This window comes from Actinomyces oricola, assembly GCF_004104015.1.
Taxonomy (GTDB): Bacteria; Actinomycetota; Actinomycetes; order Actinomycetales; family Actinomycetaceae; genus Actinomyces; species Actinomyces oricola.
Genome location: NZ_RYFV01000019.1, coordinates 17688 through 34409, shown reverse-complemented (window position 1 = coordinate 34409; position 16722 = coordinate 17688). Strand labels below are relative to the sequence as shown.

11 protein-coding genes and 1 riboswitch are annotated in these 16722 nt (G+C 71.1%); of the genes, 5 read left to right on the top strand and 6 right to left on the bottom strand.

All coding sequences use genetic code 11. The features are described 5' to 3' along the window. The first annotated feature begins 38 nt into the window (after positions 1 to 38). Positions 39 to 1847, top strand: a complete 1809-nt coding sequence (locus tag EUC46_RS08480) for an ABC transporter ATP-binding protein/permease (protein ID WP_128773739.1) — start codon at positions 39 to 41, stop codon at positions 1845 to 1847. Then, complete coding sequence (locus EUC46_RS08475) at positions 1847 to 3679, top strand: amino acid ABC transporter ATP-binding/permease protein (RefSeq protein ID WP_128773738.1); 1833 nt, start codon at positions 1847 to 1849, stop codon at positions 3677 to 3679. The genes EUC46_RS08480 and EUC46_RS08475 overlap by 1 nt, the downstream gene beginning before the upstream one ends. A gap of 78 nt (positions 3680 to 3757) precedes the next feature. Here EUC46_RS08475 and EUC46_RS08470 read toward each other — a convergent pair whose 3' ends face one another. Both EUC46_RS08470 and EUC46_RS08465 read right to left on the bottom strand, forming a co-directional pair. Then, the gene (locus EUC46_RS08470; protein WP_128773737.1) at positions 3758 to 5098 is read right to left on the bottom strand and encodes a dicarboxylate/amino acid:cation symporter; all 1341 of its coding nucleotides are present in this window, start codon (positions 5096 to 5098) and stop codon (positions 3758 to 3760) included. Between the two features lie 143 nt (positions 5099 to 5241). Then, positions 5242 to 5541, bottom strand: a complete 300-nt coding sequence (locus EUC46_RS08465) for a DUF3017 domain-containing protein (RefSeq protein ID WP_128773736.1) — start codon at positions 5539 to 5541, stop codon at positions 5242 to 5244. Positions 5542 to 5600: 59 nt separating this feature from the next. Between EUC46_RS08465 and EUC46_RS08460 the strand changes: the two genes are divergently transcribed. Continuing rightward, the gene (locus EUC46_RS08460; RefSeq protein ID WP_128773735.1) at positions 5601 to 6479 is read left to right on the top strand and encodes an alpha/beta fold hydrolase; all 879 of its coding nucleotides are present in this window, start codon (positions 5601 to 5603) and stop codon (positions 6477 to 6479) included. A 158-nt stretch (positions 6480 to 6637) separates the two neighbouring features. On the opposite strand, the gene purH is transcribed toward EUC46_RS08460, so the two are convergent. The 4 genes from purH to sucC all read right to left on the bottom strand — a co-directional run bounded on the left by purH (position 6638) and on the right by sucC (position 12538). After that, positions 6638 to 8365, bottom strand: a complete 1728-nt coding sequence (gene purH / locus EUC46_RS08455; protein ID WP_128773734.1) for a bifunctional phosphoribosylaminoimidazolecarboxamide formyltransferase/IMP cyclohydrolase — start codon at positions 8363 to 8365, stop codon at positions 6638 to 6640. 27 nt (positions 8366 to 8392) lie between these two features. Then, positions 8393 to 8477: riboswitch (ZMP/ZTP riboswitch) on the bottom strand. A gap of 309 nt (positions 8478 to 8786) precedes the next feature. Next, positions 8787 to 10304 carry a cell division protein PerM gene (locus tag EUC46_RS08450; protein ID WP_128773733.1) on the bottom strand — a complete coding sequence of 506 codons (1518 nt, stop codon included), beginning with the start codon at positions 10302 to 10304 and terminating at the stop codon, positions 8787 to 8789. 50 nt (positions 10305 to 10354) lie between these two features. Further along, positions 10355 to 11290 carry a succinate--CoA ligase subunit alpha gene (sucD, locus tag EUC46_RS08445; protein WP_128773732.1) on the bottom strand — a complete coding sequence of 312 codons (936 nt, stop codon included), beginning with the start codon at positions 11288 to 11290 and terminating at the stop codon, positions 10355 to 10357. Positions 11291 to 11293: 3 nt separating this feature from the next. Continuing rightward, a complete protein-coding gene (sucC, locus tag EUC46_RS08440; RefSeq protein WP_128773731.1) occupies positions 11294 to 12538 on the bottom strand; it encodes an ADP-forming succinate--CoA ligase subunit beta in 1245 nt (414 codons plus the stop codon). Positions 12539 to 12807: 269 nt separating this feature from the next. Here sucC and EUC46_RS08435 point away from each other — a divergent pair, with 269 nt between their 5' ends. Continuing rightward, positions 12808 to 15162, top strand: a complete 2355-nt coding sequence (locus EUC46_RS08435; RefSeq protein ID WP_128773730.1) for a 6-phosphofructokinase — start codon at positions 12808 to 12810, stop codon at positions 15160 to 15162. Between the two features lie 118 nt (positions 15163 to 15280). Further along, the gene (locus tag EUC46_RS08430) at positions 15281 to 16624 is read left to right on the top strand and encodes a chloride channel protein (RefSeq protein ID WP_128773729.1); all 1344 of its coding nucleotides are present in this window, start codon (positions 15281 to 15283) and stop codon (positions 16622 to 16624) included. The last annotated feature ends 98 nt before the right edge of the window (positions 16625 to 16722 follow it).

The window sequence follows — 16722 nt, the reverse complement described above, 5'->3', positions numbered from 1 at the left end:
GTCGCTGTTGTCTTCGTTGTCTGCCAAGAAGGTCCACAATGCCCCTGACCGCACCCCTCCCGCATCGCACGCATGGCACGGCGCCGCCCCTGGCCTCCCGGCGCGGGCGCCTCGCCGCGGCCATGTCCTTCCTTCTGACGGCGCTGGCCTCCCTGGCCGGAGGGTGGGCTCTCATCTGCACCGGACGCGCCCTGGGAGCCCTCATTGAGCCCGCCGATCCCACCGGGTCCACGGGCCAACTCCTCCAGGCCCTGGGCGCCGCCCTGGTGAGCGCCGCCTGCCACCTGGCGGTCCAACTCCTCTCGCGCTTGAGCGCCGCCGGCGAGGAGGCCCACCTGCGGCGCCTGGCCCTGGGGCATTTACTCGACCTCGGTCCGGCGGCCTCCACCGCGGCCCGCAGCGGCGCCACGGTCTCCCTGCTCACCGACGGCGTTGAGCGCGTGGCCCTGTACCGACAGACCTTCCTGGCCCCCACGGTGGCGGCGGCCCTGTCCCCCCTGCTGGTCCTCCTGGAGCTGGGCCTGACGGTTGACGCCGTGCCCGCCCTGGTCCTGGGTGCCGCCGTTGTCCTCGTCCCGGCCGCCATTGCCGGGCTCCACTCGGTGCTGCGCGCCCCCTCCTCGAATTCTCGGCGCGCCCGCACGCGCCTGGCCGCCGAGTACCTTGACGCCATCCAGGGCCTGACCACCCTGACCCTGGCCCGCGCCGCCAGGCGCACACAGGCGCGCCTGGAACGGGCCGGGGAGGAGAACCGCCGGGCCGTCATGGGCCTCTTGGCGGGCAATCAGCTCGTCATTCTCATCACCGACAGCCTCTTCTCCCTGTTCCTCATTACCGCCGCCATTGCCATGGCCCTGCTGCGCCTGGGTTCGGGGGCCATTGGCGCCGGTGACGCCCTGGCGGTGGCCCTGACCTCCTACGTGCTGTTGGAGCCTTTGGACCACGTGGGCGCCTTCTTCTACGTCGGCATGGGGGGATTGGCCAATCAGCGGGCTATTCGGGAGGTTCTGTCGCGCCGGCGCCCCGGTGATCCGGCCACCACCGTGAGCGCCACCGGTCCGGGCCCTGCCGCGCCCGGGGCCGCACCGACCCGCGTTCCGGTCGCATCGGGCGCCGCCATAGAGCTGAGCGGTCTTGACGCCTCCTGGGATCGCAGCGCCATTCTCACCAATGTGGACCTCCTGGTGGCCCCTGGAACTCACCTGGCCATTGTCGGCCCCTCGGGCTCGGGGAAGTCCACGCTCCTGGCGGTCCTGGCCGGAGACCTCCTGCCATCAGCCGGTACCGCGCGCATCCACGGCATTGAGCTGAGCGCGCGCACCCAGGATCACGTGCGCTCCCTCAGCGCCCTGGTAGCCCAGACCACCTGGCTGTTCACCGGGACCATAGCCGATAACCTGCGCCTGGCCTCCCCCCGGGCCACCGACCACGAGATGTGGCGGGCCCTCGAAGCCGCCAACCTCGCCCAGGAGGTCCGTCTCATGCCCCAGGGCCTGGACACCCAGGTCGGGGAGGCCGGCCTGGGCCTGTCCGGCGGGCAGGCCCAGCGCGTTTCCCTGGCGCGTGCGGTGCTGGCGGACCGTCCCGTCCTTCTCCTCGACGAGCCCACCAGCCAGGTCGATCTGGCCAGCGAGGCCCAGATCGTGGACGCCGTCGAGCGCCTGGCGAGGAACCGCACCGTGGTCACCGTCTCGCACCGAGAACACGCCCTGACCACCTGCGACCGGCTCCTGGTCGTGGCCGCCGGGCACGTCACCGAGACAGTTGCGCCCCAGGCGCCTCAGACGCCCCGGACATCCCAGACGGGGCATGCCGCTCCCGTCCCGACCGCCTCCAAGGGGGACTAATGGGCACTCAGATGGGCACTCGGACCACGCCTGAGCCATCCGCCACCGGCCCTCGGGCGGGCCGGCCGGTCCCGCCCCGGCGCCGCGTCCTGGTGGCCTGGTTGTTGCGGGTCGCCCGCCCGGTTCTGGCCCCGCTCCTGGGCTCAGCCCTGTGCCGCGTGGCCGACCTCCTCGCCGGGGTCGCCCTGTTCTCCCTGGGCGCCTGGGCCATTGCCCGGGCCGGCCTGGACCTGGCGCAGGGGCGGGCTCCGGCCGGGGTGTGGCCGGTGGTCATGGTCATGGTGGGCCTGTCGCTGCTCAAGGCCGCGCTGCGCTACGGAGAGCAGTTCCTGGGGCACCTGGTGGCGTTCAGTTCCCTGGAGCTGCTGCGCGCCGAGATCTTCCGCTCCCTCATCCCCCGCTCGCCCCGAGTGACCCTCACCTCGCGCTCAGGGGACCTGCTGGCCCGTGCCACCAAGGACGTGGATCGCATTGAGGTCTTCTTCGCCCACACGTTCGCCCCTGCCGTGTCCGCCGCGGTAGTGCCGACGACGGTGCTGGTGGTCATTGGTGCCACCGCGTCTTGGTCCCTGGCGGCAACGGCTCTGCCCTTCCTGGTCGCCGCCCTGCTGCTCGTCCCCCGCGCCGGCTTCCACCGCAGCCTGGAGTCCTCCCGGCAGGTCTCGGCCCACCGGGCCCACCTGACCCACCACGTCACCGACACCGTTCAGGGCATGAGCGAGGTGGTGGGCTACGGCCGCAGTCAGGACCGTTTGGAGCAGATGGCGGAGATTGAGGGCCGGGTGGCGCGGGCGGGCCGTCCCAGCGCCGTCTGGGCCTCAGCGCGGCGCGCGGCCTGCCAGCTGCTGCTCCTGGCGGCGCCGGTGGCCGTTGTTTGGGCCGGCGCCGCCGGGGCGGGCCGGGAGGCCGTGTCCGTGCCGGCTCTCGCCGCCGCCGCAGCAGCCGTGCTGCGCCTGAGCGAGTGCGTGCGCGGCGTAGAGGAGTTCGCCGCCGCGCTCAACGCCTCTTTCGCTTCAGCGGAGAGGGTGTGGGAGGTGGTGCACTCCCCTATTGAGGTCGCTGACGGGGGGCGCGTCCTCGCCCCGGGCCCCTCCCACGAGGTGGTCTGGGAGAATGTGACCTACTCCTACCCCGGGGTCGGAACGACGGCGTTGCGCCAGGTCAATGCCCGGGCGTGCGCCGGGCGGTGGACCTGTCTGGTGGGCACCAGTGGCTCCGGCAAATCCACCCTGGCGCACCTGGCGTTGCGCTTCGATGACCCGCAGGACGGGCGGGTGCTGATCGACGGCGTTGACATCCGTGAACTCACCGGCGAGAGCCTGCGCCGCCAGGTCGGCCTGGTCTCCCAGCGCACGCACCTATTCCGGGCCAGCATCGAGGACAATGTCCGCCTGGCCGCCCCGGGGGCCACCCATGAGGAAGTAGTCGCCGCCTGCTGTGACGCGGGGATCCACGAGGACATTGAGGCCCTTGAGGAGGGTTATCAGACCCTGGTCGGTGAACGCGGTGCGTCGTTGTCGGGCGGGCAGCGTCAGCGCCTGTCCCTGGCCCGGGCGCTGCTGGCCGCCCCGAGCGTGCTCATCCTGGACGAGTTCACCTCTCACCTGGATGCCGAGCTCGACGCGGCTGTGCGCCGGCGGGTGCGCCGGCGCCTGGCGGGAGCCACGGTCATTGAAATCACCCACCGCCTCCAGTGGAGTGCGCAAGCCGACCATGTCGTCGTCCTCGATGCCGGGGGCGTCCTGGCCTCCGGCTCCCCCGCCGAGCTGCTGTCCACTGAGCAGGGGCCGCTGCGGCGCCTCATGGCTGGACGATTCTCCGCCGCGCGGTGAACCACCCGTCGGACACGCGCGCCGGGGCGGCCACCCCCGTCAGGGGGCCGCCCCGGCGCACAGGCCGTGGGCCCGCAGTCAGTGGACGGCGTCGGGGCCGGCGGCCTTAGCGGAGGCCGCCAACTCCTCAGGGCTGACCACGCCCTCGACACTGACGCCGTCAAGGTAGGCCATGCCGTCGAAGGAGAGCTCGCGGGCGTTCTCCGGGTCGCCGTCGGAGCCAATGCGCCCATCGGCCATGCGGTCCACGACAATGGCGATGGCGCCGTCACCGGTGACATTGGTGGCGGTGCCGAAAGAGTCCATGGCAATGTAGGTGGCGATCATGAGGGCCACCTGGGCGTCATCAAAGCCGAGCATGGTGGACAGTAGGCCGGTGGCGGCCATAATGGCGCCGCCGGGCACCCCGGGAGCGGCGACCATGGTAATGCCCAACATGAAAACGAAGCCGACCCACTGGACCGCGGAAACGCTCAGGCCCTGGGTCAGGGCGATGGCGAATGCAAAGGCGAAGATCTTTGAGGTCGAGCCGGCCAGGTGAATGGTGGCGCACAGGGGGACGGTGAAGGAGGCCACCGCGTCGGAAACGCCGTTCTTCTTGGTCTGGGCCAGGGTCACTGGGATGGTGGCCGCTGAGGAGGAGGTGCCCAGGGCGGTGAGATAGGCCGGCAGCATGGTGACCACTGCCTTAAGCGGGTTCTTGCGCCCTATGATCCCGGCGACCGTGTACTGGGTGGCCAAGATAACGACCTCCAGGATGAGTACCACCACGACCACGCGCAGCAGGGTTCGCATGATGCTCCACGCCTCCCCGGTATAGGTGAGGTTGAGGAAGATGCCGAAGATGTGCAGCGGCAGCAGCGGGATAATAATGCGCTCAATAAGACGGGTGATAATGGCGCGGAACTCCACAAAGCCCTTGCGCAGCACGCCGCGGGGCACCATGGCCAGGCCAATGCCCAGGACGAAGGACAGCAGGAGGGCGGTCATGACCTCGACCACCGCGGGCATTTCAATGGTGAAATAACTGGACAGGGCCGAGCCGGGCTCGGCCACATTCGCCAGGGCCGTGCCCGACAGCAGCGAGGGCAGCACGGTGGCGCACACCAGGTAGGTGACGAAGCCGGCGAAGAGGGTGGACCCATAGGCGATGGCGGTGGTGATGCCCAGCCACTTGCCCGCTCCGCGCCCCAGGTCGGCGATGGCCGGGGTGACCAGGCCAATAATGATCAGCGGGATGGAGAAGGAGAGGAACTGGCTGAACAGGCCGGAGAAGGTGGCGAAGACGCGACCCGCCGGCACTGGCACGAGGTGGGCGCCCCCCACCTTGATTGAGCCGAGTAGGAGCGCCAGGATGATTGCGGCGAGCACCCACACCAGGATGCCGCCCCTGGCCAGGACGGTGCGGACATTCGACATGTCATGCCTTCCAGACTGGGGAGTTGACGGCCGGGCGCCGTCGCAATCGTGGAGACTTTCACATATCTAAAGACCCGGACAGTGGCCGCCCGGATGACGGACGTGAAGGTGCGTGAAAGCTCCAGTCCTCCTCGCACGGGAACCTAAAAGACTCGCGGCAGGGTCGCATAGTAGGACAGGGCGAGGAGGGCCAGAGCCAGGCCCAGCCCGAAGACGACGTCGAAAAGCCTGCTGCGCGCGGCAATCCAGGTGCCGTCAGGGCGCTGAAGACGGACCAGGGCCAGAGCCAGCATTCCGGCCGCCATCCACAGAACAGCCAGACGGTTGTGGCCCAGCAGCGCCAGTACCGGGACGACGAGCAGGCCGGCCGCCACCAGGACGACGGCGATAGTACGGTAGGGCCGCCTGCGCTCGGCCCGGTGCGGCTCGTCATGCTGGCTCACCCCGTCATCGTAACCGCCGGCACACGCTCACGGGCGGCCCGCGGCCGTACCCTGTCCCCATGAGCTACCGCCGCGCCATCACCACGCGTCTGAGGGTGCCCGGCGGGCGGTGGCTGCACGTGGTCGAGCACCGTCCGCAGGTGTGTTTCGGCCCGACCCTGGTGTTGGAGTCGGGCCTAGGGCTTTCACGCCTGCTGTGGGCGCGCACTGTGCCGCGCCTGACCGCCCAGGGGATGACGGTGGTCACCTACGACCGGGCGGGCCTGGGGCTCTCCCCGCCCACTGGGCGGGGCCGTCCGCTCAGGGAGCTCACCGGGGATCTTCTGCACGTCGTCGCCTCCCGGGCGGGCTCTGGCGCGATTCTGGTCGCCCACTCCTATGGGGCGATCCTGGCCCGGCACGCCGCCGCCCTGCGCCCCGAGATGGTCACCGGTCTGGTGCTCATTGAGCCCTCCACCGAGCGGATACTGGCTGAGGCGAGCCTGCCGGGCCGGATGATTGACGCCGCAGTCCAGGGGCTCCTGGTGGCCGCCTACCGGCTGGGAGGAGGCGGGGCGGTGCTGGACGCCTCGGGCTTCCGCCACCTGCCACGCAATTTGCGTCGGCGGGTGCGGGCGGAGGACTCTGACGCCGCCACGGTTCGCAGCCGCGGCCACGAGTTATTCCACTACCCGCAGGCACTCATGAGCCTGGCCGCCAACCCGCTGCCGGCGCCCGCAGTCCCGGTCACCGTCCTGAGGGCGCGCGGCCCCTCCGCGTGGGCCTGGGCGGCATACGAGTACGCCTCCGCCGTCCCTAACGGGCGAGTCATGGTGGCCCGTACGCGCTCCCACATGGTGCCGCTGACTGATCCGGGCTCGGTGGTGCGCGCGGTCGTCTCCACCGCCACGCGCCGCCCGATGGCCTCAGAGGATCTGCCGGCCCGTGACGGGCGGTAGGGCGGTGGAGGCCGGGGAGTTCGTGCGGCCCGCGACTGCGGGAGTACCTTGCTCCGCGAGTCCCCAGCCGCTCTTTCTCAACGTGCGGCCCCGCGACTGCGGGAGTACCGCCCTTTGACAACAGCCCAGGCAATGGGTCCGAGCGGGCCCGGTGGGCCTCAATGCGCGAAGTGGCGGGCGCCGGTGAAGTACATGGTGACGCCGGCGGTCTGGGCGGCCTCAATGACCTCCCCGTCGCGGATGGAGCCGCCGGGCTGGACGACGGCGCGCACGCCGGCGTCAAGGAGCACCTGGAGGCCATCGGCGAAGGGGAAGAAGGCGTCGGAGGCGGCGACTGAGCCGCGAGCCCGCTCGGGTGCGCGGGCCTGAAGGGCCTCGGCCCCGCCCGCGGCGCCCTGCCGCGCGGGCTTGTCAGTCGCGGCGTCGCCGGTGGTGCGCGAGCCCAGGGTGTTGGCCCGCTCGACGGCGAGCCGGCACGAGTCGACGCGGTTGACCTGCCCCATGCCCACGCCCACGGTGGCGCCGTCGGCCGCAAGCAGGATGGCATTGGAGCGCACGGCCCGCACCGAGCGCCAGGCGAAGACGAGGTCGGCCAGGGTGGCGTCGTCGGCGGCATCGCCGGCGACCAGCGTCCAGGTGGCGGGGTCGGCGTCCCCGGCCTGGTAGGAGTCGCGCTCCTGGATGACGGCGCCGCCTGAGACCGGTTTGATCTCATAGCCCTCGTGCCGCGGCGGCTCAATGAGGAGCAGGCGCAGGTTCTTCTTGGCCGACAGGATCGTCACCGCCTCCTCCGCAAAGGCGGGGGCGGCGACGACTTCGGTGAAGATGGGGCTGACCTGGCGGGCCATCTGGGCGGTGACGGTGGCGTTGGTGGCAATAACGCCACCGTAGGCGGACACGGGGTCGCAGGCGTGGGCCTTGCGGTGGGCCTCAGCCACATCCCCGGCCGCTGAGACGGCGATGCCGCAGGGGTTGGCGTGCTTGACCACGGCCACACTCACGGCCTCGTGATCGTAGGCGGCGCGCACGGCGGCGTCGGTGTCGGTGTAGTTGTTGAAACTCATGGCCTTGCCGTGCAGCTGGCGGGCGTTGGCCACTCCCCCGCCCTGGCCGGGGCAGGTGTAGACCGCTGCCCTCTGGTGAGGGTTCTCCCCGTAGCGCAGGGACCCGAGGCGCTGGTAGCCGGCGCCCACGTAGGCGGGCAGGGCCGCGGCCCCGCCCTCGACGGCCAGCCCGGCCTCCACCTGCTGGGCGAGCCAGGTGGACACGGCGGCGTCGTAGGCGGCGGTGTGGGCAAAGGCGGCCGCCGCCAGGGCGCGGCGCTCCGCGGCGGTAAAGCCCCCCGCTCCCAGCGCCTCCTCGACCTCGGCATAGCGGGCGGGTTCGGTGACCACCGCGACACTGGGGTGGTTCTTGGCGGCGGCGCGAACCATGGAGGGGCCGCCAATGTCGATCTGCTCAACACAGGCGTCGAAGGGGGCGCCGGAGGCGACCGTGGCGGTGAAGGGATAGAGGTTGGTCACGACGAGGTCGAAGGGGGCCACGCCCAGTTCATCGAGCTGGGCCAGGTGGCTGTCCTTACGGCGGTCGGCCAGAATGCCGGCGTGGATCCGCGGATGAAGGGTCTTGACCCGGCCCTCAAGGCACTCGGGGAAACCGGTGAGCTCCTCAACGGGGGTCACCGGCAGGCCCGCGGCCTCAATGGTGGCGGCGGTCGAACCGGTTGAGACCATCTCGACGTCTGCCTGCGCCAGGGCCCGGGCGAGTGGGACCAACCCGGTCTTGTCGTAAACGGAGACCAGAGCGCGGCGCAGGGGGACACGGCCGGCGCCGGTTCGGTCAGAGGCGGGCCCGGGGCTGGCTGGTGCGGACTCAGACGTGGACATGTGGTGCTCCTTGGTGCCGGTACGGCGGTGGGGCGCCCAGGCGGGCGACGCCCCTCCGCGGAATCGGCCGCTCCCCGGTGGTGGTCCACCCTCGCCAGTCGCGGCCCGTCCAGGCTACCGCCCCGGCCGGCCTGGGCGCATGCCCGTCACCGGGCAGGCCAAGAAGCCGGAGGCGCGCCCACGACGCTAAGCAACCGCCCGGACATCCCCAGGGTCAGCCGTCCCCGGGGTCGAGGGAGTCTGGTGCCGCCCGGTGAGCGCTGCGGCCCCGCCCCATGATCACTGCGGCCCCGGCCGCCCCGGTCGTTAGTCGCCCGCTCTAGGGCCGTGGCTCCCAGGTCGACAGGGCCGTGGCCTTTTGGGGGCCGGGGCGCCGCCTGCTTGCGCGAGCCCCCTGCCCTCCAGTGCTCTTAGAGTGCTCTTAGGGCCGGCCGCTCTCCTGGCCTGTGCCGTGGTCCTGGTCGGGATCGGCCACCCGCCTGCCCCGGGGGCGCCGAGGCGGCCACGAAGGAGCGGCGCCGCGCGCCCCCGCCCGGCCCGCCCGTGTTGGCTTCCCCTCCTCCCGGCGGGACTCCTCCCGGCGGGACCCCTCCCGCTCGTCCACGAGGGCGCCGGCCCTCCAGCTGACAGCGTCACTGTCCCACGCCTTCTGATGATTCTCATGCTGCGCCTCGTCGGCGCTGACCGTCTGCCGGCGGGCATGGTGCCCGGCGCGCGGGCCACGGGCGCTCTCCGCCTCGACATGCTCACGGGCGGCCTCGTCACCGGTCTCGGCGGTCTGGTCCGTCCCTGGGGCATCCCGCGCGACCAGGCGACGGATCGCCGGATGAGTCAGGATCGACACGCTCACCAACCCAACGCCGGTCTCTAATGCGGCGGCAGCGGTCGTCATGAGCGTGTGGGGGCCCACCTGGGTCATGCGACCCGGCCCCACCGGCCCGGACGCCGCCAGACAGGCCAGGAACACCCCGGCCGCAATGGTCGCGGCGGCCGCCACAGCAGCGCCCACGGCCCCGCCCGGGCTCAACTCGCGCAGGGCGGCGCGGCACCGCCAGGCGACGACCATGGCCGCCACCACGACGACGACGGGCAAGTAGCGGCCGACCGAGCCCACCCCGGCGGTGGGCAGTAACCCGAGCAGGGGGACGGAAGGGACGGCGCCGGCCACAACCTGGTTCGGGGAGAACACGGAGCCCGCCCCCACGCCGAACCCCGGGCCCAGGAGCCAGGAGACGGCCCACACCAGGACTGTGGGCGCCCACCCGACCTGGAGCGCCACCAGCCCGGCCGAGGCGAGAAACCCCCCGCCCGAGAGCGTGTCGTGCAGGCGCATCATTCTGCCTCCCCCGCCCACGACGGCCGCCGCGAGGACGACAACACCCAGGGCCATGAGGACAATGATGGTCTCGCGGGCCATGCGCGCGGCGGATCGGACCCAGCCCGGGCACCTGCCCCACCGGGCCGTCAGCCCCGCCCACCCCCTGCCCGAGGACTGCAAGTGCCAGAACGTCACTACGGCGGTGAGCACGCCGGTTCCGGCGATGGCCGGGGCCGTGCGCGAGCCGGCCGGGCTGCCGGCCAGGACCGCGACAAGGCTGGTGGCCATGGCGCTCAGGACGCACCAGGCGCCCGCCGAGGGGCCGCTCAAGGTGGCGCGGCGCACCATGGCCCAGGTCAGGAACGCCTGGAGGGCGGTGGCTCCCAGGAGCGGCAGCCCCAGGACCCCGTCGGGATTCGTGGCCGACCCCAGGCTCCCGCCCAGCCCCAGGCCCCACAGGCCCGTGCCGGTGCGCAAGGCCTCACCCACCGACAGCGCGGCGGCGGCATCCAGGGAGGAGGTCGCCAGGAAGACCGCCACGCAGGGTAAGACAATGGCCAGCCAGCTCAGGAGCACCGACTCCACGCCTGCCCGCACGGCGAACGGCCAGTCGCCGGGCATTAGGTGGCGCTCGCCTTGATCCCCGTCCCCGCCGGCCGGGGCTGTGAGCCTCACGCCTGCGCCCCGGTGGCCGCGAGGACTTCGCGGGCGATCTGCGCGGTCTCGGTCGGGGTACGGCCCACGCGCACGCCCACGGCCTCCAGGGCCGCCTTCTTGGCCTGGGCGGTGCCCGAGGAGCCGGAGACTATGGCACCGGCATGCCCCATGGTCCTGCCCTCCGGGGCGGTAAAACCGGCGACATAGGCCACGACGGGTTTCGTCATGGAGGTCTTGATGTACTCCGCGGCCCTCTCCTCAGCGTCCCCGCCGATCTCTCCAATCATGACCACCAGGCGGGTGTCGGGGTCCGCCTCGAAGGCGGCCAGGGCGTCAATGTGGGTGGTGCCGACCACGGGGTCCCCGCCAATGCCAATGCAGGTGGTGAAGCCCAGGTCGCGCAGGTCGTGCATGAGCTGGTAGGTCAGGGTGCCGGACTTCGAGACCAGGCCCACCGGGCCGGCGCCGGTGATGTCAGGAGGGGTAATGCCCACATTGGAGCGCTCCGGGGAAATGATGCCGGGGCAGTTCGGGCCAATGATCCGCGCGCCCTTAGAGGCGGCGTAGGCGCAGAACCAGGTGGTGTCGGCCACGGGCACGCCCTCGGTAATGACCACGATCAGGCCGATGCCGGCGTCAATGGCCTCGACCACGGCCTCCCGGGTGTGGGCCGGGGGCACGAAGAGCACCGAGACGGTGGCGCCGGTGGCCCGGCGGGCTTGGGCCACCGTGCCGTAGACGGGCACCTCCACGGTGCCGGCGGAGACTCTGCCCGCGCCCGGACCAATCGGTTCGATGTCGAAGGCGACACGGATTCCGGCCTTGTGAGGGTTGACGCCGGCGACGACCCTGGTGCCGGCGGCGAGCATGCGGCGGGTGTGCTTGCGCCCCTCCGAGCCGGTCATGCCCTGAACAATGACGCGGTCGGTCTCAGTCAGGAAGATGCTCATGGCTCAGGCCTCCTTGATCTCAGCGGGCTCAGGGAACTCAGCGGGCTCAGCGGTCCCAGTGGGCTGCTGGCTCAGAGTGTGCGCGATAGCGGTCACCGTCTGAGCAGCCTCGTCCATGGTGTCCACCACGGTGACGCCCTCCAAGGCGGCCTCGGCGAGGATCTGGCGGCCCGCCTCGGCGTTATTCCCATCGAGGCGCACCACGATCGGCTTGTCGGTCTCCTCCAGGGAGGTCACCGCGTCAACAATGCCGTGGGCGACGGTGTCGCAGGAGGTAATGCCGCCGAAGACATTGACGAGGATGGCGCGCACCTGCGGATCGGAGGCGACAATGCCCAGGCCGGTGGCCATGGCCTGGGCCGAGGAGCCGCCCCCAAGATCCAGGAAGTTGGCCGGCCGCATTTCACCGTGCCGGCGCCCGGCTCCAGCGACGACGTCGAGGGTCGACATGACCAGGCCCGCACCATTGCCCAGAACGCCGACCTCGCCCTCCAGGCGCACATAGCCCATGCCCACGGCCTTGGCGCGGGCCTCCAGGGGGTCGACGGCGGCGGTGTCGACCAGGTCGGCGTGATCAGGGTGGCGGAAGCGGGCGTTGTCGTCCAGGCTGACCTTGCCATCCAGGGCCAGCAGGCGCCCGTCGACGGTCAGGGCCAGGGGGTTGACCTCCACCAGGGTGGCGTCCTCGGCGGTGAGGACCTTCCAGAGTCGGACAATGACGGCGGCGACCCGGTCGGCCACCTCACCGGGCTCCAGGCCGGCGGCCCGGGCAATGCGGGCGGCCGCCTGGGCGGTCATGCCCGTGCAGGGGTCGACGGCCAGGCGCGCCAGCGCCTGGGGATGCTCCTGGACAAGGGCCTCAACGTCCACGCCGCCTTCGCGCGAGCACAGGGCCATGTAGCCCCGCGTGGCACGGTCGAGCAGAACTGAGAAGTAGAGCTCCTGGGCAATGTCCACGCCGTCGCAGACCAGGACCATGCCCACGGTGTGTCCTTTAATGTCCATGCCCAGGATGGCGCGGGCGTGCTCGGCGGCCTCCTGGGGGCTGTAGGCGCGTTTGACGCCGCCGGCCTTGCCGCGCCCCCCGATCTTGACCTGGGCCTTGACGACGACTAGATCACTGCCCTCCTTGAAGAGGGCCGAGGCGACCTGCTGAGCCTGCTCGGGGGTGGTGGCGATGCCCCCGCCGAGTACGGGAACGCCGTGCTTCCGGAACAGGTCCCTCGCCTGGTACTCGTACAGGTCCATACGGCTTGTCCTTCCAAGTCGCGTCCGCCCGTCCCCCGCGGGCGATGCTCCCTATTGAGCCTAGCGCGACAGGAGCGTCATCTACGCCTAGACACAGCGCAATCTGGGACTAACGTCCGTCTCGAATAGGGGCGGGGGCGGCGCCGGACACTGTGCTCTCATAGATGGCTTCCGCCGTCGGCGCACTGCCCCCATGAGCGTGACGCGGCTCATGGTGACAGCTCACAATGGATGTGCAGCAGGTGCAGCACTCCGGAGGGAAGGAACCCATGCCAGCCGACGCGACCACTCCCAGCAGCCAGTTGAAGAACAGCACCAGCACAGCGCCTGAGAGCACGGCGGTGCGCATTGGCGTACTCACCTCCGGCGGGGACGCCCAGGGCATGAACGCCGCGGTGCGCGCCGTCGTGCGCACCGCCTTGCGCATGGGGGCCCGTCCCTACGCCGTCATGGAGGGGTGGGCCGGCGCAGTCTCCGGGGGAGAGGCGATCCGCCCCCTGGAATGGGATTCGGTGGGCTCAATCCTCCACCGCGGAGGCACCATTATCGGCACGGCCCGCAGTGCTGAGTTCCGCGAGCGCGAGGGCCAACTAGCTGCCGCCCGCAACCTGCTCAAGCACGGCATTGACCGCCTGGTGGTCATTGGCGGCGATGGCTCCCTGACCGGGACCAACATTTTCCGTGAGAACTGGGAGGGGCTCGTCGAGGAGCTGGTGTCGCGCGGGGACATTAGCGCCGAGGAGGCCGCCGCTCACCCCGCGCTCATGGTGGCCGGCATTGTCGGCTCTATTGACAATGATCTGGTGGGTGCGGATATGACCATTGGCACCGACTCGGCCCTCCACCGCATTCTGGAGGCCATTGATGACATCTCCTCGACGGCCGCCTCCCACCAGCGCACCTTCATTGTGGAAGTCATGGGGCGTCACTGCGGCTACCTGGCGCTTATGGCCTCGGTGGCCGGGGGCTGCGACTACGTACTGGTGCCCGAGCTGCCGCCGGGCGAGGACTGGGAGGCCGACATGTGCCTCAAACTCCAGAAGGGCCGTGAGGCCGGCCGGCGCGAGTCCATGGTGATTGTGGCCGAGGGCGCCACCGACCGCGAGGGCAACCGTATTACTGCCAACGACGTCAAACGAATCCTGTCCGAACGCCTCGGGGAGGACGCGCGGGTGACCATCCTGGGCCACGTCCAGCGCGGGGGCAAGCCCAGCGCCTACGACCGCTGGATGTCCACGCTGCTGGGCTGCGCCGCGGCCCGCGAGGTACTGGTGGCCACCCCGGAGACGGAGCCGGTCATTATCGCCGAGCGCCACAACCGCATTCGCCGCCTGCCCATGATGCAGCAGATTGCGGCCACTCGCGCCGTCAAGGACCTGGTGGCCGCGGGGGATTATGAGGGAGCGGTGGCCGCCCGGGGGTCGAGCTTCGGCAAAATGCTCTCGATCTTCGAGACGATGTCCACTCCCCCTGAGTTGGACGCCGACGCCATCCCGGGTGGGGGGTCCTTCACTCTTCAGCATCGGGTCGCCATCTTGCACGCCGGGGGTCTGGCCCCGGGCATGAACACGGCGGCCCGCGCGGCCGTGCGCCTGGGCCTGGACCACGACTTCACCATGCTGGGCGTCTACGGGGGCTTCCCCGGCCTGTTGGACGGCGAGGTGCGCGAGTTGAGCTGGGACGACGTCGAGGGCTGGGTCGGAGACGGGGGCGCCGAACTCGGTACGCGCCGCGAGGTGCCCACCATTGAGCAGCTTTACGCCCTGGGGCGGGCCATTGAGTCCCATCAGATCGACGCGCTGCTGGTCATTGGCGGATTCAACGCCTACCTGTCCGCTCACCGCCTGGTCACTGAGCGCAGCCGCTACCCCGCGTTCAAGATTCCAATCATCTGCGTGCCGGCGTCCATTGACAATAACCTGCCCGGCTCCGAACTGAGCGTGGGAGCGGACACGGCGCTGAATAACGCGGTGGACGCCCTGGACGCCATTAAGCAGTCGGCGGCGGCCTCGCACCGCTGCTTCGTGGCCGAGACCATGGGGCGCAAGTGCGGGTATCTGGCGCTCATGAGCGGGATCGCCACCGGTGCTGAGCGGGTGTACCTGCACGAGGACGGCATTACCCTCTCCCAGTTGGCCCAGGATTCTAAGCGCATGGTTGAGGCCTTCCACGCCGGTCGCAAGCTCTATCTGCTGGTGCGCAATGAGCGGGCCTCTGAGAGCTACACCACCGACGTGCTGGCCCACATCTTCTCCGAGGAGGGCCATGGCCTGTACGACGTGCGTGAGGCGGTCCTCGGCCACCTTCAGCAGGGCGGGGACCCCACCGCCTTCGACCGCATTATGGCCACTAAGCTCGTCGACCACGCCCTGGGGCTGCTCTCCGACCAGCTCGAGGCCGGCACCTACCACTCCTCCTATGTGGGGCTTGTGGGCGGGCGCGTCACTCACCACCCCTTGGAGCGAATGAACGATGAGCTTGACCGCGATAACCGCCGCCCCCTCAACCAGTGGTGGCTGGGGCTGCGCGAGGCGATCCCCCTGGTGAGCCAGAACGTGGGCGTGCTGGCGCTGGAGGATGTGCCCGACTTCCGGGCCACCGTGGAGGAGGCCGCCTCGCTGTAATCCTGGCGCTAATCCTGACGCTCAGCCCCCTGGGCCGCGCCCGGGCATGGCGGGGTGCGGCGCCCGGTCCCGGCCGCGGCGACCGTCCCTCAGGGGCGGGTGCGGCTAGGGTGCGTCCATGGCCTGTGACCGCCGCCGGCTGCTTCGCGCCGGCCGTCTGTTTGTCGCCGTCGTGCTCACCGGGGTGGCCGCGGGCCTCATTGGCATTCTCATGGCCCACCTCCTGGAGTTCTTCGAGTCGGTGTTCTACGGGGCGGGCGAGGGCAGTCTCCTGGAGCGGGTCGAGCGGGCGCCCCTGTGGCGCCGCGTGCTCGCCCCCGCGGCGGGGGGCGCGATCGCGGGCGCCCTGTGGTGGTGGGAGCGCTCCACTGGCGGTGTCGTCCCGGTGGAGGCCGCCATTGCAGACCTCTCAGGCGGGTCACGACGCCGTATGGGGATAGCAAGGCCCTTCCTGGACGGCACTCTCCAGGTGCTGACGGTGGGTGCCGGGAATTCAGTGGGCCGCGAAGGCGCTCCGCGCCTCATGGCGGGGGCGGTGGCGGCCCGCCTCATTGACCCGCTCATGATCACCGGCCTGTGGGGCCCGGCGCTCATGGCCTCCGCGGCCGGGGCGGGGCTGGCCGCCATGTACAACACCCCGCTGGGCGGGGCGGCCTACGCCGTGGAGATTATGCTCGGCGCCGGGAATCGACGACGCGGCCTCCTGCTGGCGGTGCCGGTGAGCCTGGTGGCCACCATGGTCTCCTGGATGCACAGTCGCGGCCGCCCGACCTTTCAGATGCCGCAGGCGGCACCATCGTGGTGGACTCCGGCGGTCATGGTTGCGCTCGTGCCGGTGCTTGTGGCCCTGGGCGTGGGGGCGCGGGCCGGGTGGAAGTGGCTGCGCGACCACCGGCTGCCCGACACCTGGACCCTGCCCGTGGGCCTCGGGGCGGCCGGGGCGCTCACTGGGGCGTTGTCCTTGGGGCTGCCCATGCTGCCGGGCAACGGCAAGGACGCCATGGCGGTAGCGCTGGACTCCCCGGCCACGGGCGCAGCCCTGGCGGCGCTCGTGGCCATCGTCGTCCTCAAGCCCGTGGCCACCGGCCTGACCCTGGGCGCCGGGGCCACCGGGGGGCTGCTCGCCCCGTCCTTCGCCCTGGGCGGTTCGGCCGGGGCCGCTGTGGCCGGCCTTGCCAACCTGGCCGGCGCCCAGGTCAGTGTGGCGGCGCTGGCGCTGGTGGGGGCCAGCACCGTACTGGGCGTGACGCAAAGAGCACCGGTGTTCGGGGTGCTATTCGTGTGGGAGCTGGCGCGCGGGCCCTTGTGGACGCTGGCGGCAATGTCACTGATGGCCGGGGCGGCCTGGTGGCTGACCACGGCGCTGCCCACCGGCATGAGGAGGCGCCGGCGGGACGGCGCTCAGGCCGCCCGGGCACCCCGCCGGCCAGGGCCCCAGGGTGGCCCCGCCGTCGCCGGCTAGGGCCAGGACGGCGAATATGGCGGCACCACCGGGCAGGAAGCGGGCGGACGTCAGTGACGATCGTCCCCGGCCACAGCAAGCCGGCGTGGCGAAGAAGA